23 protein-coding genes and 2 pseudogenes are annotated in these 23,876 nt (G+C 71.3%); 20 read left to right on the forward strand and 5 right to left on the reverse strand.

What is annotated here, in order from left to right:
• The first annotated feature begins 8 nt into the window (after positions 1 to 8).
• Both E6R18_RS00995 and E6R18_RS01000 read left to right on the forward strand, forming a co-directional pair.
• Entirely contained in the window at positions 9 to 407 is a 399-nt protein-coding gene (locus E6R18_RS00995) for a CBS domain-containing protein (protein WP_136314883.1), read from the forward strand.
• A 56-nt stretch (positions 408 to 463) separates the two neighbouring features.
• Positions 464 to 775: an SCO5918 family protein gene (locus E6R18_RS01000; protein WP_136314884.1), complete on the forward strand. Its 312-nt coding sequence runs from the start codon at positions 464 to 466 to the stop codon at positions 773 to 775.
• 103 nt (positions 776 to 878) lie between these two features.
• Here E6R18_RS01000 and E6R18_RS01005 read toward each other — a convergent pair whose 3' ends face one another.
• Positions 879 to 1,238 (reverse strand): hypothetical protein, encoded by a 360-nt coding sequence (locus E6R18_RS01005; protein WP_136314885.1) that lies wholly within the window; start codon positions 1,236 to 1,238, stop codon positions 879 to 881.
• A 282-nt stretch (positions 1,239 to 1,520) separates the two neighbouring features.
• A pseudogene (locus E6R18_RS01010) lies at positions 1,521 to 1,951 on the reverse strand (serine/threonine-protein phosphatase); the annotation flags it as partial.
• A 587-nt stretch (positions 1,952 to 2,538) separates the two neighbouring features.
• Here E6R18_RS01010 and E6R18_RS34575 point away from each other — a divergent pair.
• The 5 genes and pseudogenes from E6R18_RS34575 to E6R18_RS01030 all read left to right on the forward strand — a co-directional run.
• Positions 2,539 to 2,919 (forward strand): annotated as a pseudogene (locus tag E6R18_RS34575) (RHS repeat-associated core domain-containing protein); the annotation flags it as partial.
• The gene (locus E6R18_RS34580; RefSeq protein ID WP_346764947.1) at positions 2,911 to 3,801 is read left to right on the forward strand and encodes an HNH/endonuclease VII fold putative polymorphic toxin; all 891 of its coding nucleotides are present in this window, start codon (positions 2,911 to 2,913) and stop codon (positions 3,799 to 3,801) included. The pseudogene E6R18_RS34575 and the gene E6R18_RS34580, both read left to right, overlap by 9 nt.
• The gene (locus E6R18_RS01020) at positions 3,798 to 4,160 is read left to right on the forward strand and encodes a hypothetical protein (protein WP_136314887.1); all 363 of its coding nucleotides are present in this window, start codon (positions 3,798 to 3,800) and stop codon (positions 4,158 to 4,160) included. Before E6R18_RS34580 ends, E6R18_RS01020 begins: the two co-directional genes overlap by 4 nt.
• Before the next feature lie 231 nt (positions 4,161 to 4,391).
• A complete protein-coding gene (locus E6R18_RS01025) occupies positions 4,392 to 5,162 on the forward strand; it encodes a hypothetical protein (RefSeq protein ID WP_168712249.1) in 771 nt (256 codons plus the stop codon).
• Positions 5,163 to 5,203: 41 nt separating this feature from the next.
• Entirely contained in the window at positions 5,204 to 7,240 is a 2,037-nt protein-coding gene (locus E6R18_RS01030; protein WP_240799544.1) for a DNA methyltransferase, read from the forward strand.
• A gap of 168 nt (positions 7,241 to 7,408) precedes the next feature.
• Here the strand turns inward: E6R18_RS01030 and E6R18_RS01035 are convergent, their stop codons facing one another.
• Positions 7,409 to 8,368: an ACP S-malonyltransferase gene (locus tag E6R18_RS01035; RefSeq protein WP_240799545.1), complete on the reverse strand. Its 960-nt coding sequence runs from the start codon at positions 8,366 to 8,368 to the stop codon at positions 7,409 to 7,411.
• Between the two features lie 187 nt (positions 8,369 to 8,555).
• On the opposite strand from E6R18_RS01035, the gene E6R18_RS01040 reads away from it, so the two are divergent.
• The 11 genes from E6R18_RS01040 to E6R18_RS01090 all read left to right on the forward strand — a co-directional run bounded on the left by E6R18_RS01040 (position 8,556) and on the right by E6R18_RS01090 (position 20,577).
• Complete coding sequence (locus E6R18_RS01040; protein WP_136314889.1) at positions 8,556 to 10,184, forward strand: acyl-CoA carboxylase subunit beta; 1,629 nt, start codon at positions 8,556 to 8,558, stop codon at positions 10,182 to 10,184.
• A complete protein-coding gene (locus E6R18_RS01045) occupies positions 10,181 to 10,411 on the forward strand; it encodes an acyl-CoA carboxylase epsilon subunit (RefSeq protein ID WP_136314890.1) in 231 nt (76 codons plus the stop codon). Before E6R18_RS01040 ends, E6R18_RS01045 begins: the two co-directional genes overlap by 4 nt.
• Positions 10,412 to 10,532: 121 nt before the next feature.
• Positions 10,533 to 11,579, forward strand: coding sequence for an AfsA-related hotdog domain-containing protein (locus E6R18_RS01050; RefSeq protein WP_136314891.1), 1,047 nt, complete (start codon positions 10,533 to 10,535; stop codon positions 11,577 to 11,579).
• A complete protein-coding gene (locus E6R18_RS01055) occupies positions 11,576 to 12,622 on the forward strand; it encodes a 3-oxoacyl-ACP synthase (protein WP_206308179.1) in 1,047 nt (348 codons plus the stop codon). The genes E6R18_RS01050 and E6R18_RS01055 overlap by 4 nt, the downstream gene beginning before the upstream one ends.
• A 33-nt stretch (positions 12,623 to 12,655) precedes the next feature.
• The gene (locus E6R18_RS01060; RefSeq protein ID WP_136314892.1) at positions 12,656 to 14,299 is read left to right on the forward strand and encodes an FAD-dependent monooxygenase; all 1,644 of its coding nucleotides are present in this window, start codon (positions 12,656 to 12,658) and stop codon (positions 14,297 to 14,299) included.
• Entirely contained in the window at positions 14,296 to 15,339 is a 1,044-nt protein-coding gene (locus E6R18_RS01065) for a beta-ketoacyl-ACP synthase III (RefSeq protein WP_136314893.1), read from the forward strand. Before E6R18_RS01060 ends, E6R18_RS01065 begins: the two co-directional genes overlap by 4 nt.
• A gap of 162 nt (positions 15,340 to 15,501) precedes the next feature.
• On the forward strand, positions 15,502 to 15,759 hold the full coding sequence (locus tag E6R18_RS01070) for a phosphopantetheine-binding protein (RefSeq protein ID WP_136314894.1): 258 nt from the start codon (positions 15,502 to 15,504) through the stop codon (positions 15,757 to 15,759).
• Positions 15,756 to 16,994 (forward strand): beta-ketoacyl-[acyl-carrier-protein] synthase family protein, encoded by a 1,239-nt coding sequence (locus E6R18_RS01075; protein WP_136314895.1) that lies wholly within the window; start codon positions 15,756 to 15,758, stop codon positions 16,992 to 16,994. The genes E6R18_RS01070 and E6R18_RS01075 overlap by 4 nt, the downstream gene beginning before the upstream one ends.
• An 87-nt stretch (positions 16,995 to 17,081) precedes the next feature.
• Positions 17,082 to 18,047: an aldo/keto reductase gene (locus tag E6R18_RS01080; protein WP_136314896.1), complete on the forward strand. Its 966-nt coding sequence runs from the start codon at positions 17,082 to 17,084 to the stop codon at positions 18,045 to 18,047.
• Between the two features lie 47 nt (positions 18,048 to 18,094).
• Complete coding sequence (locus tag E6R18_RS01085) at positions 18,095 to 19,816, forward strand: 3-hydroxyacyl-CoA dehydrogenase NAD-binding domain-containing protein (protein ID WP_136314897.1); 1,722 nt, start codon at positions 18,095 to 18,097, stop codon at positions 19,814 to 19,816.
• 41 nt (positions 19,817 to 19,857) lie between these two features.
• Positions 19,858 to 20,577, forward strand: a complete 720-nt coding sequence (locus tag E6R18_RS01090) for an HAD-IB family hydrolase (RefSeq protein WP_136314898.1) — start codon at positions 19,858 to 19,860, stop codon at positions 20,575 to 20,577.
• On the opposite strand, the gene E6R18_RS01095 is transcribed toward E6R18_RS01090, so the two are convergent.
• Positions 20,558 to 21,487, reverse strand: a complete 930-nt coding sequence (locus tag E6R18_RS01095; protein ID WP_168712250.1) for a ScbA/BarX family gamma-butyrolactone biosynthesis protein — start codon at positions 21,485 to 21,487, stop codon at positions 20,558 to 20,560. The two genes, E6R18_RS01090 and E6R18_RS01095, sit on opposite strands and share 20 nt — an antisense overlap.
• Positions 21,488 to 21,637: 150 nt before the next feature.
• On the opposite strand from E6R18_RS01095, the gene E6R18_RS01100 reads away from it, so the two are divergent.
• Together E6R18_RS01100 and E6R18_RS01105 are read left to right on the forward strand one after the other, a co-directional pair.
• Entirely contained in the window at positions 21,638 to 22,330 is a 693-nt protein-coding gene (locus tag E6R18_RS01100) for a ScbR family autoregulator-binding transcription factor (protein WP_136314900.1), read from the forward strand.
• A complete protein-coding gene (locus E6R18_RS01105; RefSeq protein WP_136314901.1) occupies positions 22,323 to 23,003 on the forward strand; it encodes an HAD family phosphatase in 681 nt (226 codons plus the stop codon). Before E6R18_RS01100 ends, E6R18_RS01105 begins: the two co-directional genes overlap by 8 nt.
• A gap of 65 nt (positions 23,004 to 23,068) precedes the next feature.
• Here the strand turns inward: E6R18_RS01105 and E6R18_RS01110 are convergent, their stop codons facing one another.
• Positions 23,069 to 23,839, reverse strand: a complete 771-nt coding sequence (locus tag E6R18_RS01110) for a glucose 1-dehydrogenase (RefSeq protein WP_136314902.1) — start codon at positions 23,837 to 23,839, stop codon at positions 23,069 to 23,071.
• Between the last annotated feature and the right edge of the window lie 37 nt (positions 23,840 to 23,876).

Below are 23,876 nucleotides of genomic sequence, written 5' to 3' on the forward strand. Positions count from 1 at the left end.
GGCACCTTTTGACGCTGGTCCAGATGCAGCCCCGCTCGACGAATGCCACGTCCGCGGGCAGGACGGTGGCCGACCTGATGGAGACCGCTGGGCCGCAGGTCTGTGACGACATGACCGTCGAGGTGGCCCTGGCAGTCATGGCCAGTGCCCGCACCGGGCATCTGCTCGTCTGTGACGACAGCGGCCGGTGTACCGGACTGGTCACTCACGCTCGGCTCGCCGCAGTTCGTGACGGCTCCGCGTACTCGGACAGGGTCCAGCTGCGGGACATCCTCGGCGACCGCGGACCTTTCACCTCACCGGTGGCCACCATGGCCGAAGCCGGGCACATGATGCACTACAGCCACGTCGAGGCCCTGCCTGTGGTCGACGAACACGGCAGCGCGCTGGGCGTCCTCGCCCGCTGAGCCGGCCCAGCAGCGGCAGAACCACTTCCTCTTCGTCTCTCTCCCTGTGAGGCATCATGCGCTGTGTCATCGCCCGCTTCCCGTTCGAGCTGACCAGGAGCGGCGTCCTGGAAGCGATGAAGGGCGTCAAGCCCGAGCAGGCATCCGGTGAGTCCGTGATCATCGGCCGACGCACCTATCCCGTCAAGCAGGTCGGCCAGGTCGTCACGCGCCAGGACCGCCGCGACTTCAGCGCGGGAGAAGTCCTGCGGGCCATGACCCAGCTCGGCTTCACCTGCCGCGACCCGGCTCCGGCCCCCGCACCCACACGGGTTCTCAACCCGTTGCAGCAGGCTTCCGCGATGCTGGGCGCCCCTGTGGGCGCCTGAGCGACGGGCAGGCGTGAGTCGCCGGTAAGCAGTGGTGAGGGTCCGTCCGGAACATCCGGTCGGACCCTCGCCGTGTGCTGGAGCAGTCCGGCTCGGCAGTGCTTCAGTGGTCGGAGTAGCTGAAGTCGCCCATCGTCCAGGCGCTGACGTCGTCGATCGCTACCCGGTACATCCCGCCGGTCTCCGGGATCCCCACTGTGCCCTGCAAAATCCGCGCCAGGTGGAAGTGCAGATGCGTAGGCGGCCCTTCCTCGGGTGCAGCGGTGGCGAACATGGCGGAGAAGTCACTCAGGCGGGCCGAGGCCGCAAGAACCTCCGACACCCGCTGCCTCCAGAGCGCTTGGGGTGCCAGCCGGCCCGTGATGACAGCACCACCGGCAACCACGGTCAACGACATCTGATTGCTGCGCCCGGACTCCACCAGGGCGGCAACGTCAACAAGCAGCGCGTCAGGCTTCGACATGAGGGCGATTATATTCGTCAACCACCAGCCTGCTTTCCTGCGGTTCCGCTCCGGGCAGGACGGTGCTGAGGCCCTGTCGTTGAAGGCGCGGAACCGCCCTCTGAGCGGCACGGCGGCCAAGATCTTTCTCTCGCCCCTGTGGCCGCCTGGTCAGAGGGGAGACGAGTCGGTTTGCCTCCGTGCCGAGTCGGTCCCTTGCGCTCGGCACTCGCTCCGTTACGGGGGATGAGTTCGGCCGGACACCTTCAGCAGCTCCTGGACCGTGTGAGTGTCGGCCCCCTGCCTGCGGGCCCGGCGCAGTGCTCCGACGAGGAGGGTGGCCGGGAGGGCGGTGTCCACGTCGTGCCCCATGGCATTGGTGACGGACAGCTGGACGTGGTCGCGGTCCATGACGTAGTCGAAGGCGTCGCCGCCGACGTGCCCGGCCGGCTCCAAAGCCCCGGCGACCGCGAACTGGGCTGCCTCGCAGGCCGGCGACGTGGGCAGCAGCCGGTGCTGGATCTCGGCGGCGAGGCTCAGCGGGTAGGTACGCCGGCCCCACCGATACAGGTCGGTGAAGGGCCGGTTCGCGATGATGATGTAGGCCAAGGCGTGGGCGCTCCGGCTGATTCTCAGCAGAGTGCCCGCCCGGGGTGCTGGGGCAGATGGAGCTCCAGCAGCCCGAGCGCGTCCCCGCGATTGGTGACTGGCGCGATCACCTGCCTCCACGCACCACCCTCTACGGGCCTCCGCATGCGGCCGTTGGGTCCGGATCGGTGCATCACGGGGTGGAACGAGTGAGCGCGTTGCACCCGCTCTGAACAGCACGAACGTCACTGGGCGACACGACGGGCATGCTGGCGCAAAGGGTCCCGGTGGACAACCGGTGGACAGCCGGTGGACAGCCGGTGGACAGCCGCGCGTGACGCTCCATCAGGCACCCTTGCTGCTCTTGCGGCGACTGGTGAAGTTCACCAGTCGTCGACAGGGCGATGAGCGGAGGCGGGACTGTCCGGTTTGGACAGGTCTCACATCTGGCCCGGGTCCTGGTGACGGCCGGCCGTCGGCCGCGCGGTCGAGCTACTCGGGGGCAACACGCGGCAGGCCGAGTGAGCGCCTTCGCGTACGACCTCTCGGACCAGCTCGCCGAAGCGGTCAGCCCCCACGGCTCTCGCTTGACCATCCTCCGCGACCAGTACGGACGCGTCCGCACGGAAACAGTCGACGACCGGACCCTCACGTACGACCACGACGAACTGGGCCGCCGCACCGGCCGCACCACCCCCACCGGCGCCCGCACCACCCCCACCGGCGCCCGCACCCCATCACCCAGACCGAACGCATCACCGCGGCCGACGCCCCTCAGACCGAGATCGACTCCCGCTTCTTCGCCATGGTCACCGACCTCGTCGGCACCCCACGCGAACTCATCGGTGAACAAGGCGAAATCGCCTGGCGCACGCGCACGACACTCTGGGGCGCAACGAGCTGGAACGCCGGCGCGATCACCTGCACGCCGCTGCGCCTTCCCGGCCAGTACTTCGACCCCGAGACATGCCTCCACTACAACTACTTCCGGCACTACGACCCGGAGACGGCCCGCTATCTCAGCGCGGACCCGCTCGGCCTTGCTCCCGCGCCCAACGCCGCGACGTATGTCGTCACCCCGAGTACCTCATACGACCCGCTGGGCCTGGCCCCGGACGACTACCTTCGGAACAAACCGGTCGGCCGGGGTCTGGAGGGTGCGAAACAGGATGCTCTTCGAGACGCCGGCATTTCAGAGGGAACTCCCCCTCTCGAAGTCAGAACGCATGTCCCCGCCACCACTCCGGAATGGCAGGGCGGAAAGCAGTCGCTGGATGAGAACCACCAGCCGATCTACTACCGTGAGGAGGTATACGAACACCCCAACGGGAATGACCTGATCGTTTACCAGGACCACTGGTTCGGCCACCAGAAGCCGGGAGGGCCCGGATATCAGCCCGCGCATGTCCGTGTGCGCCCATTCGAGAACACCCGGAACGGCCAGGTACCGGGTGCGAGGAACATTATTACTATGAACGCTAGGCTCTCGCCCCGGAACAGCGAGGTTCTCGCCCCGCTCTACGGCCCGGCCCCCCTGGACCTGAGCTCCGTCAGACTCCGGTCCGTCCACCTCGACTGGCACGGCCCAACGGTGACGCTGCGGCTGGACCTGCCCGCTCCGCCCTTGCCGCTGCCGGAGGAATGGGCAGCCGCAGGCGTCGACACGGTGCAGGGGCAGCTCCAGTTCCTCGCTGTGGAGGATCTGGAGCTGGACGCCTGGGAGCCCGGACCGCTCGTGTCTTTCGAACTGGCGGTGCTCAGTGAGAGCAGGCACAGGATCCGCGTCGCGGTGTCGCAGGCGGGAAGCCCGACTTCCTCCGCTTCACCGGCAGTGCCGATGTGCTCGTCGGCCGCATCAGCGGATTCCGGGTCGGCCCGGAAGGCGCGGACGGCGGGCCTCACCACTTTTGCAGCAGACTCGACGCCAAGCTCCACACCACTGTTCCCGACCCGAGCGAGAAGACCTTCTATGAACGCCTCTGAAGACCTTCTATGAACGCCTCCGAGGGTGCTGCCGAGAGCAGCCCGGAGCTCCCGGCGCTGTGCGCGCACGACGTCCTGAGCAACAGCGACCTCTTCTACGTGCACTTCGACGAACGAGACTGCTCCGCCACCCTCGGATTCTCCCGTGTGCACGGCAGCGAGGGCGTCGAGTTCTTTCTGCGCTTCCATGATGTACGGGATGTGCACGTGCGGGGTTGGGGCGCCCCAGGACAGAAGGACGTCCACGTCGAAAGAGCGACCGACGGCACAGTCCGGGTGTCCGCTTCCTCCGACGGATCGTCGTTGCGGTTCCGCTCCGCCGACGCCACCCTGTCAAGTACACGTAATTTCCTTGCGGCGGGGAGCAGCTGAGCGGCATCCTCGCCGACGGACGGCTACTGGCGCGGTGACGCCGCGGACTACGTCGAGTTGGCGCTCCCCTTCGGCTCGCCGGATGGGTGCGCATGCCTTCAGTAGCTCGAAGAGTGGGTCCTGCTGGCGCGCAGCCCATGCATGGGTGCCCGTTCTGTAACCTCGGGGCATCATCGCCGCGAACGGCGGTCAGGGTCGGCGCTGAGTTATAGAGGGTGACAGAGGGTGTCCGTGAGTGCGGTCGAGCAGGTATTTTTGGAGTGCGAGCGCGCTCGGGCGGACGGCGACTTGATTCAGCGAGTCTCCGCCAGCGACAAGGAGTACCACTTTCAGAATTGGGTGCAGGCACGCATAGAGGCGTGCAGGCTTTCGTATGACGATCCTGGCCGGAATACCTATCCGGACTTCCGGCTCATCCATCACCCGGAAGGGTACGAGGTCAAGGGGCTGGAGTTTCCCGGCCGCGAGGCGGACTACGACTCGAACTCCCAGGTGCCCACCGGTGACCACGGCGGGCGTGAGGTCTTCTACGTGTTCGGCCGCTACCCGAAGGCAGAGCGAGGCGTCGATGAGTACCCGGTTGTAGACCTGGTGGTGTGCCACGGCAGCTTCCTCAATGCCGATAGCGAGTACGTGCATAAGAATAAGTCGTTCCGTGGCTTCGGCTCTTACGGAGACATTCTGGTCCGCGACCGAAAAATGTACGTCGTGCCGACGCCGTTCGCGCTGGCTTCCGGAACCGCAGGGCTCGCGACCCTGATCATGCCTGCTGAATTCGAGCCGCAGTCGGATGCTCTCGTCCAGGTAGGTGAACTTGATCGGACCGAGGTTGACGAGGTCATCGTGTCGTATGAGTTCAACCTTCAAACCAATGAGATGGTGACGCATAAGGCGCCGAATCTCAATGCAGGTAAGGTCCACAGTTTCCGAGCATATCGCTCGCGCGGTGCGGGCGACTCAAAGCGGGTTTCTTTCGCTGGGGGCCGGCTGTGGCGGGCGTAGTGCCACAACGCACCAGCCTGGAGTCAAACTTTCCGGCGGCGATGCTTAGTGGCGTCGGCACGAAGGAATCCTGGCGCAAGGAAGTCCACCGCCCGGCCACCAGTACGCACAAGTGGTGGGCGAAGCGTCTCGGCACCGTATTCCGGGGGATCATTACGTCGGCGACGACGCCTGATGGGGCCGACGCCGTGGGAGCCTACGGATCGCCACTCGATCTGGCGGGAGCCATTGTGCTCGACCCATTCTCCGGCTCGGGTGTGACCGGCGTAGAAGCTCTCAAACTCGGGGCCAAGGCCGTTTGTTTCGACATCAACCCCGTGGCAACGCTCGTTCAGCGTCAAGCTGTTCAACCGTGGGATCTCGGGTCTCTCGAAGCTGCCTACAAAGAGGTCGAGTCGTCCTGCCGGGCAGAGGTTGACCGACTCCACCGTACAGAGGACGGGAGGACCGTTCTCTACTATTTTTGGGTCGCGACCCTCGGGTGCCCCGAGTGTTCCGAGGAAGTCCGCCTGTTCGACTCGCCAGTGTTCTCCAAGAACGCGTACCCGAAGCGTGTACCCAAAGCTCAAATCGTCTGTCCCGAGTGCCTCTCCGTCAAGGAGAGTCGGTATGACTTCGTCACTGAGAAGTGTGCGAGGGGGCACGTCATTACGCAGCGCGGTGCAGTGCGGGGCCAGTTCGCGACATGCGGGAACGGTCACAGCTTCAAGGTTCTCGGCGCCCTGAACGGATCGCCGCCGGCATACGAGATGTATGCCAAGATGGTGGCCGACTCGGACGGGTCGAAGAGCTACGAAGCCATCACCGCCTGGGACCGGGAACTCTACGACGAGTGCGTTGTGGCGCTCGCAGGGCTATCGCAGTCTGCCGTGCTTCCGCGCGGTCGGCTCGCTCCCGGCAATAATACTGACCAGGCCCTGAAGTGGAACTTCCGGGAATGGCGCGACTTCTTCAACGCGCGCCAGCTGGTTTCCCTCTCGCTGATTGCGACGGCGATTCGTGACCTGGCTGGATCAGCGCCTGAACGCGAAGCGCTTTGTGCCCTTTTTTCAGGAACGCTTGAGTTCAATAACCTGTTCACATCGTTCAAGGGTGAGGGGACGGGGGCTGTCCGGCATATGTTCAGTCATCACATCCTCAAGCCGGAGCGGACTCCACTGGAGGCGCACCCCTGGGGCACCCCGCAGTCCTCCGGCGCGTTCTCCACTCTTTTCAAGAGTCGTCTGCGGCGTGCTCATGAGTACAAGACGAAACCTGTAGACCTCGTTGACCGGGGTGCAGGGATCGAGCGGATCTCCGGAGTGTCGCAGCCAGTGGGCGCGAGCATTGCGGACTCGTGGGAGTCTTTCGTCTCGATCGAAGGGCAGGCGGCCTATGTCGCCACCAGGAACTCGGCGCAGACGGATATCCCGGACGGGTCGGTCGACCTAGTCGTCACTGATCCGCCCTACATGGACAACGTCCACTACGCGGAGCTCGCGGACTTCTTCCACGCGTGGCTCCAGCACATGCATCCGTACATCGGATATTCCGACGCGACGACGACCCGCCGGGTGGGTGAGGTCCAGCATGCTGACCCGGTGGAATTCGGGAAGGCAATCGAGGCCGTGTGGACCGAGTCGGCGCGAGTATTGAAGCCGGGCGGTCTGCTGGCTTTTACGTTCCACCAGGCCCGGATCAGCGGGTGGGTGCAGTTGGTCGAGTCGCTACACCGCTCCGGTTGGATCGTGATGGCCGTCCAGCCGGTGAAGGGTGAGATGACGACCAGTGTCGTCAAGGCCGGAGCCCGTGAGCCCTCGAATCTCGATAGCGTTGTGGTGTGCCGCCGGGCCGTGGACGGAGCCACGAATCCGAATTCTTCGGTGGAGGAAGCCCTGGCAACTGCTACGAGGGAGCTGACCGACCTTCGAGACGCCCAGGTCGATGTCGGGGCGGGCGACGTCAGGTCAGTTGTTCGCGGCGCGCTTCTGGCCTACCTCGCGTCCACAGGCGTAGACCTTGACGAGTCAGTCGCCGCGCAGGTGGACTCCCTGGCATCAAAAAGCATTGAGAAGCTGCTCGGGGCCGGTCCGGGGTAGTGGCAGCCGCTGGCACCGTGGATCACGACGCGCAGCAGGAGCGGGACGGTTCGGCCAGGATGCCGATGGATGGCGATTTGCCCCAAGGGCGGCGGCCGGGGGACCAGCACGTCATGCGAAAGCCCCGGACCGTTGGGTCCGGGGCTTTCGCATGCGAGGAGGCCGCGCTCAGACGGCGGCCGGAACGCGGGCGGCGAACTTGTGGACCGGCACGCCCGGCAGGGTCCTGCGGGTCAGGCCCGCGAGGGTGGCGCCCGGTCCGATGTCGAGGAACGCGCCGCAGTCCAGCTCCTCGTGGAGGGCGTGCAGGGAATCGACCCAGCGGACCGGGCTGACGAGCTGTCGGGTGCTCAGCTCCCGCCACTGGCTGCCGCCGTAATGCGCCCGGGCGTCGACGTTGGCGACGACCGGCAGGACGCCCGCGTCGAAGTGGGTCAGGTCGAGCGCCCGGCGCAGCGCCACGCCGGCCGGCTCCATGTACGGGCTGTGGCAGGCGGCGCTCACCGGCAGGACGCTGTAGCGCAGCCCGGCCGCGGCGACGGGGCCGGCCGCGTCCGCGACGGCCTCGCGGCTGCCGGCGACGACGGTCTGCTGCGGGCTGTTGTGATTGGCCACCCACAGCTCGGCGCCCTCTTCGCGGGCCGCGTCGACCAGCTCCGCCACCTGCCCGGCGGTGCCGCCCATCACGGCGGCCATCGCCCCGGGCCGTTTGCGGGCCGCGGCGGCCATGGCCCGCCCCCGCTCACCGACCAGCCAGGCGCCGTCGGCCACCGAGAGGACGCCGGCGGCGACGAGCGCGGTGTACTCCCCGAGGCTGTGTCCGGCCAGGGCCGCCACCGGCGTCTCCGGCTGCCGCCTGCGGAACTCGGACCAGGCGAGCAGTGAGGCCGTGAAGACCGATATCTGAGCGTGGTCGGTACGGGACAGGGTCTCCTGGTCCGCGGTGAGCAGCAGCTCGGCCACGTCGAAGCCGGAGGACCGCGAGACGGTCTCGACCAGCTCCCAGGACTCGGTGGAGCGCCAGGGCCCGCCCATCTCCGGGCGCTGTACGCCCTGCCCGGGGAACAGGACGGCGTACCGCGTCGAAAGGGTGGACATGACGGACTCGGACATGGGGGACTCGCTCATCTGTGTGACCGTGCCTTTCCTTCGCTGACTCCGCTCGCTGCGGTGGAAGGGCATCGTCGGGGGGCGCCGCTCAAGCCGCGCACATGTCCGCCCGCTTGTCCCCGGCTTGAGCCGGACATGGGTGCCCGCTCCGCAAGCTCTCTCCACAAGCACCAGTCCGGGTGCCGGTCGTAGGGGAGGGCACAGCATGGCCACCGCGGTGGAGAAACCCGTTTTGGAGGACCCCCTTTCCGTTCGGGAGGCGGATCCGGAGCCGGCCGCGTCCGACAGCGTGCACGCCAAGGTGGAGCGGCTGCGCAGGCTCCGCGCCGAGGTGCAGGCCGGACCGGGCCTGCGGGCGACGCAGGCCCAGCACGACCGGGGCAAGCTCACGGCCCGGGAGCGCATCGAACTGCTGCTGGACGAAGGGTCGTTCACCGAGATCGAGCCGCTGCGCAGGCACCGGGCCACCGGCTTCGGCCTGGAGGAGCGCAAGCCCTACACGGACGGCGTGATCACCGGCTGGGGACGGATCGAGGGGCGGCAGGTCTTCGTCTACGCCCATGACTTCCGCATCTTCGGCGGTGCTCTCGGGGAGTCGCACGCCGCGAAGATCCACAAGCTGATGGACCTGGCGGAGGCCGCGGGCGCGCCCCTGGTCAGTCTCTGCGACGGGGCCGGCGCGCGCATCCAGGAGGGGGTGACGGCGCTGGCCGGGTACGGCGGCATCTTCAGCCGCAACGCCCGCGCCTCGGGGGTGATCCCGCAGATCAGCGTCATCCTCGGGCCGTGCGCCGGCGGCGCCGCGTACTCGCCGGCCCTCACCGACTTCACGTTCATGGTGCGCGGCGTCGCCCAGATGTTCATCACCGGGCCCGACGTGGTGCAGGCGGTGACCGGTGAGCAGGTGAGCATGGACGGTCTCGGCGGCGCGGACGTGCACGCCGCGGTCTCCGGGGTGGCCGCCTTCGCCTACGACGACGAGGCCGGCTGCCTGGAGGACGTCCGCCACCTCCTGTCGTTCCTGCCGTCCAACAACCGGCAGGCGCCACCGGCCGAGGTGAGCGACGACCCGCCGGACCGGCGCACCGACCGGCTGGCCGACCTGGTGCCCGCCGACCCCTGCCAGGGGTACGACGTGCGCGCCGTGATCGAGGAGATCGTCGACCACGGCGAGTACTTCGAGATCCAGCCCGCCTGGGCGCACAACGTGGTCTGCGCGCTGTCGCGGATCGACGGGCAGGTCGTCGGCATCGTGGCCAACCAGCCCCTGGCCTGCGCCGGAGTGCTCGACATCAAGGCCAGCGAGAAGGCGGCGCGGTTCGTCTCGCTCTGCGACGCCTTCAACATCCCGCTGGTCACCATGGTCGACGTACCCGGCTTCCTGCCCGGCGTGGACCAGGAGCACAACGGCATCATCCGGCACGGCGCCAAGCTGCTCTACGCCTACTGCAACGCCACGGTCCCGCGCATCCAGCTCATCCTGCGCAAGGCGTACGGCGGCGCCTACATCGTCATGGACTCCCGCTCGGTGGGCGCCGACCTCGCCTTCGCGTGGCCGACCAACGAGGTCGCCGTGATGGGCGCGGAGGGCGCCGCCAACGTGATCTTCCGGCGGCAGATCGCCGCCGCCGACGACCCCGCCGCCATGCGCGCCCGCATGGTCGACGCGTACAAGTCCGAGCTGATGCACCCGTACTACGCGGCGGAGCGCGGCCTGGTCGACGACGTCATCGAGCCGGGGGAGACCCGGGCGGTGCTCGCCAGGTCCCTGGAGATGCTGCGCACCAAGCACCGAGCACTGCCCCAGCGCAAGCACGGGATCACCCCGCTGTGAGCACCGCGGCGCAGGAAGCCGGCCCGGTCGACGTGCTCGGCGCCACCGCCCTGCGGGTGGTGCGCGGCGACCCGTCCGCCGCCGAGCTCGCGGCGCTGGTCGCGGTGCTCACCATCGTGCTGCGCGACCCCCGGGACCGCGCCGACGCGGCGCCCGCGCCGTGCGGGCGCGCGCACTGGGACCGGGAGAGCGATCCCTGGCGCGGGCCGCTCGCCTGGTCGGCCTGAGAGCCGGCCCGTGCCTTGAGGCCGCCTTGAGTGAGGGCGTAGCGGCCCGCCCCGACACTGACCATGCGCGGAAGAAGAGGACGACGAAACCCTCTCCGCGCGGCATCTGGAGGACGAAGCCATGGAACGCGAAGAGAAGCCTTGCCCGGCCGGCGCGGAGAACCTGGAGTTCATGCGCACGGTGGACCGTTCGCTGCTGCACCGGTGGGCCCTTTCCGAGGTCTTCCTGACGGACAGCCGCAAGATCGACGAGGAGACGTATCTGGCCGCGGCCCAGATACCGCCGTCCCACGCCTACTACACGGAGCACACCTCCCGGCTCGGTGCCCCGGACCCGATGGTGCTCCTGGAGTGCTGCCGGCAGGCCGAGACCTACGGCGGCCACGAGTTCGCCGGTGTCTCGCGCAAATCCAAGTTCCTGCTGCGGTCCTGGTCGATGGAGCTGCCCGGGCTGCTCACCATCCCCGAGGAGGACACCCCGGGCGAGCTGCGCATCACGGTGCGCACGGGCAACCGGCGCGGCACCCCCGGTGACGTGCGCCGGCTCAGCTTCGGCATCGACATGAAGCTCGCCAAGCGCTGCCTCGGCTTCGTCAAGATGGACGTCGGGTACATCCCCGCCGAGGTCTACGACGCGGTGCGCATCCAGGGCCGCGGCCGGCCGCTCGTCCCCTTCAAGGAGATCCCGCGCGACAACTCCTACGTCGCCCCGCACCTGGTGGGCCGCAGTTCGCCCTCGAACGTCGTGCTCTCCAGCGCCACCGTCGACACCGACAACGCGTACGCCACCGTGCGCATCCCGCTGGACAACCGCAGCATGTTCGACCACGGCCAGGACCACGTGCCCGGCATGGTGCTCATGGAGGCCGCCCGCCAGCTGTGCCTGCTCGGGGTCTCCGACATCTGGGGCGCCTCGGTCAGCCGCAGCACGGTCGCCGGCTTCGACTTCTCCTTCATGCGCTACGCCGAGCTCGACGCGCCCACCACGGTGCACATCCGTAAGACCGAGTCGTACACGCAGGAGGACAACCTCAGCCTGATGCTGCCCGACCTGCGGACCTTCCACATCGACTTCGTACAGGACGGCGACGTCATCGCGTCCGGCCGGATGCACACCACGACCTCGGCCGCGGTGTCGGTCCTGCCCGACGGCGAGGAGTGCCTGTGAACACCGGCCTGATCTGGCTCTCGCCCGCCCAGTGGCTGCCGCCGACGGTGCACAAGGCGGCCGACGCGCTCGCCGACGGCCTGGTCACCGCCGCCGAGGCCGAGGCGATGGGGTACGACCGGCTGCCCGTCGCCACCGGCCTGTCGGCGCCGCAGATGGCGGTGCGTGCCGCCCACCGCGCCCTGGACCTGGCCGGCACGGACGCCGCGGACCTCTCGGCGGTCCTGCACGCGTGGACGTACTACCAGGGGCACGACTTCTGGTCGCCGGCCCACTACGTGGCGGCCGGGGCCGGAGCGCGCCGGGCGGTGCCCACCGGGGTCCAGCAGATGTGCAACGGCTCGGGCGCCGCCCTGCGCTCCGCGGTGCAGCAGCTCACCGCGGATCCGTTCGGCGGGCCCGCCCTGGTCACCACGGCCGACCGGTTCGCCGCCCCGGGCTTCGACCGCTGGGGCGGGGACTACGGGGTCTGGTACGGGGACGGCGCGACGGCCGCGGTCGTCGGCCGGGCCGACGAACCGCACGACGTCCCCGAGGGGGCGCTCGTCCTGCGGTCCCTGCGCACCCTGGCCGAACCGGACCTGGAGATCGCCCACCGGGACCCCGACACCTTCCACCCGGCGCCGCACACCGCGTCCGCCGCCGTCGACGTACGGCGGACGAAGAAGACCTTCCTGGCCGCACGCGGCAAGGAAGCCTTCCTCGGCCGGCTGCGGCAGCGCACCACCGAGGTGCTCGTCGCGGCCCTCGCGGACGCGGGCCTGGGCCCGCGCGACGAGCGGCTGCGCGTGGTGCTGCTGCCCCGGCTCGGCCGGGCGACGGCCCGCGACGTGTACGGGCCCGCCGTCGCCGACGCCACCGCGGCGCCCACCGCCGATCTCGGGGAGCACACCGGCCACCTCGGCGCGGGCGACCTGCTCTCCAACCTCACCGCCCTGGCCGCCGGCGCCGGCCCGCACCGGCTCGGCCCCGGCGAGCACGCCGCCGTGCTCAGCGCCGGCGCCGGATTCACCTGGACCGCGGCCGTGGTCTGCGGGGCCTGACCGCCGCAAGACGAACCAGTGAGAGGAACTCCCATGACCATCCCCCTGCACCAGGGGTCCGGCGACCGACGCCCCGTCCTCGTCGTGGGCGCCGGCCCCGTAGGACTGGTGCTCGCCACCGAACTGCTCAGCCAGGGCGTAGCGGTCCGGCTGATCGACAACTCCGCCTCCGGACCCGTCCAGCACTCCCGGGCCAGCGTGGTGTGGCCGCGCAGCCTCGAACTGCTCGGCCGGATCGGCGCCGCCGCCGCCATCGTGGAGGCGGGCAACCGGCTCGACGCCGTGCGCTACTACTCCCGCAAGCGGCACATCGGCTCCATCGAGATGAGCCGGCTGAACGACACGCCCTACCCGTTCGGCGTGGTCATCCCGCAGGACACCACGGAGGCCGTGCTGCGCGCCCGGCTCACGGCGGTGGGCGGCGCCGTCGAGACCGGCACCCTCACCGCGCTCGACACCGCCCCGGACCGCCCGCTCGCCGAGGTGGAGTGGCCGGACGGGACCACCGAGCAGATCGAGGCCGACTGGGTGGTCGGCGCGGACGGCGCGCACAGCGCGGTGCGGCGCTTCGCCGGCATCGAACTCCTCGGCACCGGCGACGACGTCCTGTTCGCCATCGGCGACGGCCCGGTCAGCGGTGACATGGACCCGCACGCCCTGGTCTACGGCTACTCCCCCTCGGGGGCGCTGGGCATCGCGCCCTTCGGCGACGGCCAGTTCCGCCTCGCCATCAGCGTCCCCGACTGGAAGGAGAAGCAGGGCCCGCCGCCGGAACTCTTCCAGCGCTTCGTGGACGAGCGCTCGCCGCGGCCCGGCATGGTCGGCGCGCTCGACTGGTCCACCATCTTCCGGGCCCGGCGCCGGGTCGCCGAGACCATGCGCTCGGGGCGCGTCTTCCTCGCCGGCGACGCCGCCCACGTCTTCAGCGCGGCCGGTGCCCAGGGCATGAACACCGGCATCCAGGACGCGGTCAACCTGGCCTGGAAGCTCGCCGGTGTGGTCCGCGGCCTCTTCGAGCCGGGCCTCCTCGACAGCTACGACGCGGACCGGCGCCTCGCCGCCGAACGCATCGTCATGACGACGGCCAAGCAGACCAGCTGGGGCCTGATCAGCCGCCGGCACGAGACGGCGGTACGGGACAACGCGCTGCGCCTCGCCCACGCGACCGGCGCCCTCCAGCGCTTCGGGGCGCCGCTGATGGCCCAGCACGACGTCAGCTACCGGCCCGCGGAGTCGCTGCGGGACACCTTGCCCGGCCTCACCCGCAAGATACGGGCCGGCGACCGCCTGCCGGTGTTCGCCTCCCACGGCGACCCCCAGCCCGGCGGCGAGCGCTGGCCGGGCGTCGACCCGGCCCGGCTGACCCTGCTGCTGTGGGCGGGCGACCGGCAGGACTCCGCGTGGGTGGCCGCGCGGGCCCGGCTCGAACAGGCGGTGCCGCCGGACGTGCGGGTCCAGGACATCTCCGCGTGGCCCGGGTTCTCCCGGCTGCTGGGTGGCGCGCCGAAGGCGGTCCTGGCCCGCCCCGACGGACACGTCGCCGCCATCACCGAACCGGAGCCCGTCGTGGTCCGGGCGGCGCTGCGCCGAGCGGGCAGCGCCTTCCGGCCGGTGCCCGCCGCCGGCCCGGTGACCGTGCCGGCCGCCCCCTACGCGATCGAGGAGCTGGCGTCATGAGCCGCGCGGCCGTGCTGTGCGGTCTGGGCGGCGCGCTGCCCGGGACCGTGGTGAGCAACGACGAACTCGCCGCCCAGCTGGACACCACCGACCGGTGGATCCGCACCCGGACCGGTATCGGCAGCCGCCACGTGGTGGAGCCCGGGGAGGCCACGTCCGACCTCGCGGTCGACGCGGGCCGCCGGGCCCTGGAGTCGGCCCGCCGCGCGGCGGGCGCTCCCGCAGCCGCTGACGCCGCCGTGGACGTGGTGGTGGTGGCGACCAGCACCCCGGACCGGCTCTGCCCGGCGACCGCCCCCTCGGTGGCCCACCGCCTCGGCCTCGGCCACGTACCGGCCTTCGACGTGGCCGCCGTCTGCACGGGCTTCGTCTACGCCCTGGCCACCGCGGCCTCCATGATCGTCGCCGGACTCGCCGAACGGGCCCTGGTGATCGGCGCGGACACCTTCTCCACGATCCTCGACCCGGCCGACCGCACCACCCGCGCGATCTTCGGCGACGGCGCCGGCGCGGTGGTCCTGCGGGCCGGCGAACACGACGAGCCGGGGGCGCTGCTCGGCTTCGACCTCGGCAGCGACGGCGGTGGCGCGGACCTGATCACGATGCGCGCCGGCGGCTCGCGGCAGCGGTCCTCGGGTGAGGAACCCGCCGAGGGCGACCAGTACTTCGCGATGGAGGGCCGCCAGGTGTTCACCGCCGCGGTGCTCAAGATGAGCGAGTCCTCGCAGCGCCTGCTGGACCGGCTCGGCTGGGACCGCCACCGGCTCGACCGGGTCGTCGCCCACCAGGCCAACGTCCGCATCCTGCACGCCGTGGCCGAGCAGTTGGGCCTGGAGGAGAAGCAGATCGTGGTCAACCTGGACCGGGTCGGCAACACCGTCGCCGCCTCCATCCCGCTGGCCATGGCGGACGCCGTCGCCGCCGGGAGCCTCGCCCCGGGGCACCGCGTGCTGCTCACCGGCTTCGGGGGCGGCCTCACCTGGGGCTCGACCGCGCTGGTCTGGCCCGATCTGGAGCCGGTCACCGACGACCCGGCCTGACCCCGTGCTCCGCCCTCCCGCCGCGGCCCGCCCCGGCGCACCGTACCTCCGCGGCCCACCGCGGACGTACGGAGAACACCCGAAGCGAACCTCCGACGAAGACACCCACCGCGCGGCCCTCGCCCGAGAGACCCCGCGGACCTCACAGAAAAGGAACCGGCCATGACCGTTCTCACCGTCCAGACCAGCCTCAAGCACCAGGTCTCCGCCCTCATCAGCGAGAAGTTCGGCCTCGACGAGGCGGAGCTGATCTCCGGCGCCACCTTCGACGAGCTGGACATCGACTCCCTGATACTCGTCGAGCTGAGCCTCATCCTGCGCAAGGAGATGGGCGTCGTCCTCCAGGAGGGCGACCTGAAGTCCGCGTTCACCCTCGACGAGGCCGTCGCCGTGATCGCCGCGAAGGCGGACCAGGCATGAGGGGTACCCGCGGCCGGGGGGTCGCGGTCACCGGCATCGGCCTGGTCACGCCGGCCGGCATCGGGGTCGAGGAGAACTGGCGGCGGATCCTGTCCGGCGTCTCCACCGCCGCCACCGACCCGGAACTCAAGGGCGAGCGGGTCGACATCTCCTGCCGGGTGCCCGGCTTCGACCCCACCACCGAACTGGGGCGGCGCACCGCCTGGAAGCTCGACCGGTTCGCGCAGCTCGCCGTGGTGGGCGCGCGCCAGGCGGTCGCCGACGCGGGACTCGACAGCGGGTCCTGGGACGGCACCCGGATCGGGGTCGTCATCGGCAACTCCCTGGGCGGCGCCGCCACGTTCGAGAAGCAACTGCGCACCTACTTCGACGGCGCCCCCGAGGACGTGTCGGCGCTGATGATCCCGATGGGCATGGTCAACATGGTCGCCGGATACGTGGCGATGGACCAGCGGATCCAGGGACCGAGCCTGGTCACGGCCACGGCCTGTGCCTCCGGCGCGTCCGCGGTCGGCACGGCCCGCCAGTGGCTCCTCTCGGGGCTGTGCGACGTGGTCCTGGCCGGCGGGACGGAAGCCGCGATCAGCCCGGGCACCCTCAACGGGCTCTCGCGGATGGGGGCGCTCTCGACCCGCACCGAGGACCCGGCCGGGGCCTCCCGCCCCTTCGCCCACGACCGCGACGGCTTCGTCGCGGGGGAGGGCGCGGCGATCCTCGTACTGGAGAGGACCGAGGACGCCGTCGCCCGCGGCGCCCGGCGCTACGCGGACATCGCGGGCTTCTCCGCCTCGTCCGACGCGCACCACGCCACCGCCCCGCACCCGCAGGGGGCGGGCCTGGCCCGGGCGCTGCGGGAGGCCCTGGACGAGGCGGGCGTACTCCCCGACGAGGTGGAGCACGTCAACGCGCACGGCACGTCGACGCCGATGAACGACCTCACCGAGTCCCGGGCCCTGTACTCCGTGCTGGGCAGCGGCGCGGCGGTGACCTCGACGAAGGGCGTCACCGGGCACACTTTGGCCGCGGCAGGCGCGGTCGAGGCGGCCTACACGGCGCTCGCGCTCCACCACGGGGCGGTGCCGCCCACCGCCAACACGACGGGGCTCGACCCGGCGATCGACGTCGACATCGACGTGGTCACCGGCGCCGCGCGGCAGCGGCGGATCCAGGTCGCGGCCAGCACCTCGCTCGGCTTCGGCGGGCACAACGCGGCTCTGGTGCTCACCGCCGCCTGACCCCGCCGCCGCCCGACGCCACCGGGGCCGGGCACCCGCCCGGCCCCGGCGAGAACCACCGGTCACACGATCATCAGGAGGAAGACCGTGCACCTGCGTCCACTGGGCCCCACCGGAGTGGAGGTCGCCCCCATCGGCCTCGGCTGCATGGGCATGAGCTGGGGTTACGCGGAGTCCGAGCGGGACGACGCGGCGTCCGTCGAGGTCATCCGGTACGCCCTGGACCACGGGCCGGTCCTGCTCGACACGGCCGACGCCTACGGCGCCGGACACAACGAGACCCTGGTCGGACGGGCCCTCGCCGGCCGCGGCCACGACGCCGTGGTCGCCACCAAGACCGGCATCGTCGTGGACGACCTGGCCACCCGCGCCCTGAGCCGCAACGGTTCCCCCGAGCACATCAGGCGCTGCGCCGACGCGTCGCTGCGCCGCCTCGGACGCGACACCATCGACCTCTACTACCTCCACCGCGTCGATCCGGACGTCCCCCTGGAGGAGTCCTGGGGCGCCCTGTCCGAGCTGGTGACGGCGGGCAAGGTCCGCCACCTCGGGCTGTCCGAGGTGACCCGCGGGCAGGCGGACACCGCGCACCGCATCCATCCGGTGGCGGCCGTCCAGTCGGAGCTGTCCCTGTGGACGCGCGACGCCCTCGACCCCGTGCACGGCCTGGTCGGCTGGTGCGCGGACAACGGCGCCGCCTTCGTCCCCTTCGCGCCGCTCGGCCGGGGTTTCCTCACCGGCCGCTACAGCGGCGCCGGCGACTTCGAGCCCGGGGACTTCCGCGCCTCCAACCCCCGCTTCCAGGAAGGCGCGTTCGAGGCCAACCTGCGCATCGTCGCCGCCGTCGAGAAGGTCGCCGCGCGGCATGCCGCCACCACCGCGCAGACCGCGCTGGCCTGGACCCTCGCCCAGGGGGACCACGTGGTGCCCGTGCCCGGCACCAAGCAGCTGCGCTACCTGAAGTCGAACCTCGCGGCCGCCGGCCTCCGGCTGACCGCGGCCGACCTGGCGGACCTGGACGCCGCGCCCGCCGTCACCGGAAGCCGTTACTGACGGCCTCCCCCCTACCCCTTCCCGCGCACCACGTCAGGAGGAGCACCATGACCCCGCAGCAACCGGAGCAGCCGTACACCGTGGCCGTCGTCGGTCTCGGCGGTGTCGGCCGGGCCCTGGCCCGCCGGATGGCCGCCGCAGGACTGACCGTGATCGGCCTGGACAACGACCCCGCCGCCCTCGCCGCGCTGCTGTCCGGACCGGTGGGCGAACGCCCGCACCTCGCGACCCGCTTCCCCGAGGGCGCGGCCGGCGCCGACGCGGTCATCGAGGCGGTGCCGGAATCGACCGCCCTCAAGCGCGCGGTCCTCACCTCCTTGCGGGCCCACCTGAGGCCCGGCACCCCGGTGATCACCACCGCGCTCACCACCCCGCTCGCCGAGCTCGAAGGGGCGGCGGGAGCCGACCTGTTCGCGTTGCGCGTGCTGCACGCCGATGCCCTCGACGCCGTGGAACTCGTCCGGGCGCCCGGTGCCGGTGACGCCGCCGCCGAGACGGTCGCCGGGGTGCTCGCCGCGGCCGGCATCGCCGCGCACGCCGTCCCCGACCGCCCCGGCTCCGTAGCCCCCGGCCTGCTCCTCGGCCTGCTCAACGAGGCCGCGTGGATGGTCCACGACGGCTACGCCACCGCGGCGGACGTCGACACCGCGCTGCGCCTGGGCTGCGGCTGGGACCGGGGCCCGCTCGCCCTCCTCGACGCGATCGGCCTGGACACGGCGCGCGACGTGCTGACCCGGCTCGCCGACGGCGGCGACGGGCACCGCGCCCCCGCGCCCGTCCTGGACGAGCTGATCGCCCAGGGTGCGCTGGGCCGCAAGACGGGCCGGGGCTTCCACGTCCACGGCGCCGGCCCCGCCGCCCGCCCCCCGGCGGCCCCTTCCGCCGCCCCCGGCCGGTGCGTCGTGGTGGTCGGCTCGGGCACCATGGCCACCGGCATCGCCGAGAGCTGCGCGCGCGCGGGGTTCCGTACGACACTGCTGGCCAGGTCCGCCGAGCGGGCGGGCGAGGCGGCCGAGCGGATCGCGTTCGCCCTCCAGCGCACCGCGGACGGGACGAGCGGCGAGCCGGCCACGGTGCGCACCACCGCCGACCGCGCGGTGCTGCGCGGCGCGGACATCGTCATCGAGGCGGTGGTGGAGGACCTCGGCGCCAAACGGCTGCTGTTCGCGGAGCTCGGTGCCGTCTGCCCCCCGCACACCCTGCTCGCCACGTCCACGTCCAGCCTGTCGGTCGCCGCCTGCACCGAGCCCGCGGGCCGCCCCGCGGACGTCGTGGGCCTGCACTTCTTCAACCCGGCGCCGGTGATGGGCCTGGTGGAGCTGGTCCCCACGCCGCGCACCAGCAAGCACACTCTCGCGCGGGCCCGTGCCGTCGTGCAGACCCTGGGCAAGGAGGCGGTGCGCTGCGGCGACCGGTCCGGGTTCATCGTCAACGCGCTGCTCTTCCCCTACCTCAACCGCGCCCTCGGCCTGCTCGACCGCGGGGCGGCCACTACGGCGGAGCTGGACCGGGTCGTCAAGGCCGTGGCCGGGCAGCCGCTCGGACCGGTCCGGCTCCTGGAGACGATCGGCTGCGACGTCGCCCTCGCGGTGCAGGGCCGGCTGCACGCGGCCCCCGGGCTGCGCGCGGATCCGCCGGCACCGCTCCTGGAGGAGCTGGTGGCCGCCGGCCACCTCGGCCGCAAGACCGCCGGCAAGGGCGTGCGCGCCCACCTCACGGCCCGTGCCGCCGCGTCGGCCGAGCCCGCGCTGCCGGTCCCCACCGCGTGAGCGCGCCCGCTCCGAACCCCGCACCCCGAACGGAAGGCACGATGATGCGGCAAGGCCCCCCCGCCCTCGCGTTCTTCGACGTGGACGAGACGCTGATCACCGTCAAGAGCATGTTCCGCTTCCTGGAGTTCCACTTCAGCGCGCGCGGCCTGCCGCCGTCGGCGTACGAGGAAGCCGCCGCGGCCCTGCGCCACAAGGCGGCGCAGGGCATCTCGCGGCGGCAGACCAACCAGGAGTACTACCGGCTGTTCTCCGGTCGCCGGGTGGAGGAACTGCGGGAGCACGGGCGCGACTGGTTCGAGCGGGAACTCGCGGGGGGCGCGCTGCTGCACCCGCCCGCGGTCGCCGCGCTCCGCCACCACCAGCGGGACGGCGCCGACATCGCCCTGGTCTCCGGCTCCTTCCGGCCCTGTGTGGAACCGCTCGCCGCCCTGCTCGGCGTGGACACGATCCTGTGCAGCGAACCGGAGAGCGTGGCGGGTTTCTGTACCGGGCACGTCGAGCGGCCGGTGATCGGCCCCGAGAAGGGCCGGCTCGCCCGTGAACTCATGCGCCGGCGCGGGGTCCCCGCGGCGCGCGCCACGGCCTACGGGGACCACGCGTCGGACCTGGAGCTGCTGCGCGCGGTCGGCCGGCCGGTGGCAGTCGGCGGGGACCCCGTGCTCGGCGCCCATGTCACGGCGGTCGGCGGGCAGACGCTGCCCGGTGTCCCCGGCGGCGCCGGCGTGCGGGGCTCCGGCCTTATCGCGCGTGGGAGTTGATGACGGAGACCAGGGCGGTGAAGCACAGCCGTTCGTCCTGGTGCATGGTCACCAGGAACCTGGCCCGCCCCTGCTGGTCGTCGGGGAGCGGCTGGGCGTCCACCCGGCACGGGGCGTCGAGTTCGACGTACCGGTGGAAGACCGTCTCCATCGCCTCGGTGGTCCCGGCGCGCGGGTGGCGCATGGAGTGGGCGGCCTGCTTGGCCGCTTCGAGCAGCAGGATGCCCGGCGCGTGGTCGCTGGGGTGGTCGAAGTACACCGGGTGGTGGGTGTCCACCCGCAGGAGCCAGGTGTCCGGCGCGTCGGTGGGGGACAGCAGCGCGTCCTTGAACTCCTCGCTGCCCCGGGAGGCCGGCGGCGGCAGCGGACGGCTGCGTGCCAGCTCCAGCATCGTCGCCGCGTCGCCCCGCTCACCGCGCAGCCGCTGGTAGATGGCGGGCGGCTGGATGTTGAACCGGGTGTGGGCGGTGGCGAGGAGCTCACCGTCGCGGACCACGGTGATGTCGAGCGACAGGCCGCTGACCCGTCCCCGGCGGCGCACGATGTCGTGGCACCGCACGTGCAGGTCGGGACGTCCGCTGACACCGCCGCCGAGCAGCGCGGGAAGGCCGAGCGCGTACCGGTACTGCTCCCACAGCAGGTGGTGGCCGAAGGGGACGTCGTAACCGGCGTGCGAGAGCAGCGGGAATGCCTGCCGGATGGTCTCGGTGAGCAGGCCCGCGACGTCGGGGCGGCCGTCGCCGGCCCAGGTGGTGCCGCTGAGATTCGACCAGTCCGCGTTGATCACGAAGGCGTCCGCGCCGGTCCGGACGAGCCCGGTGAGCAGTACCTGCGCGCTGTCGTGCTTGTGAACCAGGCCCTTGGTGACGCGGGCCGGGATTCTCACGGTGGCCGAAGACGAGTGGATCATGGTTCCCCCCATTGGATTCCATCGATTTCTCACGGTGATGCACCGGTCGACGCGGTAGCGGACCCGCGTCCCGCCGAGTAACGTAGAGGACGTTCTTTTTTTTGTCGAGACCGGGACGTGGCCATGGCACCACCGAAGCAGGAACGCGCAGTGCAGACCCGAGAGCAGTTGTTGCAAGCCGCCGCCGAGGTCTTCGACGAGTACGGCTACGCGGGTGCGGGGATCAATAAGATCCTCCAGCGGGCAGGGCTCACGGCAGGGGCGCTGTACTTCCATTTCAAGAACAAGCAGGAACTCGCGCTCGAGGTCATGCACGCCCAGCGCACGGCGATCGAACCGCACGTTTCGGCCACCGGGTTGCAGCGCCTGGTGGACATCACCCTCATCTGGTCGCACTCCCTCCAGGCCGACCCGGTGCTGCGTGCGGGCGTGCGGCTCACCTCCGAGCAGGCCACCTTCGGGCTGCGGGACGCGACGCCGTACGCCGTGTGGGCCGGCAGCTTCGTGACCTGCCTGGAGGCCGCCCGGGACGCCGGTGAACTGCGCCGGCACGTGCGGATCGAGGAGCTGGCCGAGTTCGTGGTCGGCGCCTGTACGGGCATGCAGGAGTACGCCCAGGTGGTCTGCGGCCGGGCCGACCTGCCCCGGCGCACCGTGAACATGTGGCAGGTGCTGCTGCCCGGCATCGCCACCGACACCAGTCTGGTTTCGGTCGAGGTGAACGAGGACCGGGCCGCCGCCCTGTGGGCGAAGCTCGGCGCGGCCGAGGGCCGGGAGGCCGGCCGCGCCGAACGCTCCGGGAGCGCCACGCACGCCGACGAAAAGGGGAACGCACGTGCTTGAGCACCTGAGACTCGCCGCCGTGAACATCGACGGCGTCCTGCTCGACGACACCTTCAGCCCGCTGATCCACCGCTTCGTCGTCAGCCGCGGCGGGGAGTACTCGGCCGACGTCGAACGCCGGATCTTCTCGCAGCGCCAGGACGTGGCGGGCCGGGAACTGGCCGCCTCCGTACCGCAGTCGATGACCGGCGAGGAGGCGCTCGCCGCGTACTTCGCCGAACGCGAAGCGCACCTGCGCGACCACCCGGTCAAGGTCATGCCGGGCGCCGCCGCGCTCCTGGACCGGCTGCGTGCGGCCGGGCTCCCCGTGGTCTGCTACGGCGGCCTGGACGCCGGCCACTTCGACGCGCACCTCGGCCACCTCGCCGACCGGTTCGACGGCCCGAAGTACATCTGCACCAACGACGTACGCCCGGGCCTGACGGAGATAGCCGCCGGCCACGGCCTCGCCGTCGGTGAGGTGCTCTTCATCGACGACGTGGCACGGGTCGCCGAGGAGGCGCGCCGGCTCGGCGCGCCGTTCGTCGGCCACCCGAGCCACTTCGAGCACAGCCACCAGGCGAAGCTGATGGCGGAGGCCGGCGTGCGCCACGTCGTCGGCTCGCTCGACGAGATCGACGGCGCGCTGCTGCGCGCGGTGGACGAGGAGGCGGCCGCGGGCATCGTCTGGTGAGCGGCGGCACGGGGCGAACCGCCCCGCCGGGGCCGCCGGGCGCGCGGCGGCCCCGGTGCGGGGCGTCAGACGGCGCCCACCCCGCCGTCGACGGGCACCGTGGCGCCCGTGACGAACGACGAGTCGTCGCCGCACAGCCACACCGCCGCCCGGGCGATCTCCGAGGGGTCGGCGAACCGCTGCTGGATGGCGCGGGAGAAGAACTTCTTCTCGATGCCGGGGACCTGCTCCACGACCGACTCCATCATCTCGGTCAGCGTGCTGCCCACCGACAGCGCGTTGACCCTGATCCCGCGCTCGCCGTACTCGGCCGCGGCCGCCTTGGTCAGCCCGATCACCGCGTGCTTGGCCGCGACATAGGGGGCCCCGGCTCCGGTGGCGATCAGCCCCGCGGTGCTCGCGGTGTTCACGATCGACCCCCCGCCGCCGGCCAGCATCGCGGGGATCTGGTGGCGCAGGCAGTTCCACACGCCGCGGACGTTCACGTCCATCACGGCGTCGTAGTCCTCGTCGGAGATCTCGTGCAGGTCCTTGCCGAGGACGGCGAGGCCCGCGTTGTTGAAGGCGGCGTCGAGCCGCCCGAAGTGCTCCACCGCCGTGGTGACGGCGCGGCCCACGTCCGCACCGTGCCGCACGTCCCCGGCGACGGCGACGGCCCGGCCCCCCGCCTTCTCGATCTCCTCCACCAGGTTCCGTAAGGCGTCCTCGCGCCGTGCCATCAGGACGACGGAGGCACCGCGGCGGGCCAGCAGCCGGGCCGCCGCCGCCCCGATGCCGGAGGACGCTCCGGTGACCATCGCGGCCCGGCCTTCGAAATCGCGTACGTCATCGATCATGGCGGGCAGTCAAGCAGCAGGCGCGGGCCGCCGGAAG

This window comes from Streptomyces sp. A1277 (assembly GCF_004795015.1).
In the GTDB taxonomy this organism is placed as follows: Bacteria; Actinomycetota; Actinomycetes; order Streptomycetales; family Streptomycetaceae; genus Streptomyces.

Bases quoted from the DNA above. Each gene is read 5' to 3' on its own strand.
- E6R18_RS01000 (WP_136314884.1), top strand. From the start codon at position 464: ATGCGCTGTGTCATCGCCCGCTTCCCGTTCGAGCTGACCAGGAGCGGC.
- E6R18_RS01005 (WP_136314885.1), bottom strand. From the start codon at position 1,238: ATGTCGAAGCCTGACGCGCTGCTTGTTGACGTTGCCGCCCTGGTGGAG.
- E6R18_RS01020 (WP_136314887.1), top strand. From the start codon at position 3,798: ATGAACGCCTCCGAGGGTGCTGCCGAGAGCAGCCCGGAGCTCCCGGCG.
- E6R18_RS01030 (WP_240799544.1), top strand. From the start codon at position 5,204: ATGCTTAGTGGCGTCGGCACGAAGGAATCCTGGCGCAAGGAAGTCCAC.
- E6R18_RS01035 (WP_240799545.1), bottom strand. From the start codon at position 8,368: ATGAGCGAGTCCCCCATGTCCGAGTCCGTCATGTCCACCCTTTCGACG.
- E6R18_RS01040 (WP_136314889.1), top strand. From the start codon at position 8,556: ATGGCCACCGCGGTGGAGAAACCCGTTTTGGAGGACCCCCTTTCCGTT.
- E6R18_RS01050 (WP_136314891.1), top strand. From the start codon at position 10,533: ATGGAACGCGAAGAGAAGCCTTGCCCGGCCGGCGCGGAGAACCTGGAG.
- E6R18_RS01060 (WP_136314892.1), top strand. From the start codon at position 12,656: ATGACCATCCCCCTGCACCAGGGGTCCGGCGACCGACGCCCCGTCCTC.
- E6R18_RS01065 (WP_136314893.1), top strand. From the start codon at position 14,296: ATGAGCCGCGCGGCCGTGCTGTGCGGTCTGGGCGGCGCGCTGCCCGGG.
- E6R18_RS01070 (WP_136314894.1), top strand. From the start codon at position 15,502: ATGACCGTTCTCACCGTCCAGACCAGCCTCAAGCACCAGGTCTCCGCC.
- E6R18_RS01075 (WP_136314895.1), top strand. From the start codon at position 15,756: ATGAGGGGTACCCGCGGCCGGGGGGTCGCGGTCACCGGCATCGGCCTG.
- E6R18_RS01085 (WP_136314897.1), top strand. From the start codon at position 18,095: ATGACCCCGCAGCAACCGGAGCAGCCGTACACCGTGGCCGTCGTCGGT.
- E6R18_RS01090 (WP_136314898.1), top strand. From the start codon at position 19,858: ATGATGCGGCAAGGCCCCCCCGCCCTCGCGTTCTTCGACGTGGACGAG.
- E6R18_RS01095 (WP_168712250.1), bottom strand. From the start codon at position 21,487: ATGATCCACTCGTCTTCGGCCACCGTGAGAATCCCGGCCCGCGTCACC.
- E6R18_RS01110 (WP_136314902.1), bottom strand. From the start codon at position 23,839: ATGATCGATGACGTACGCGATTTCGAAGGCCGGGCCGCGATGGTCACC.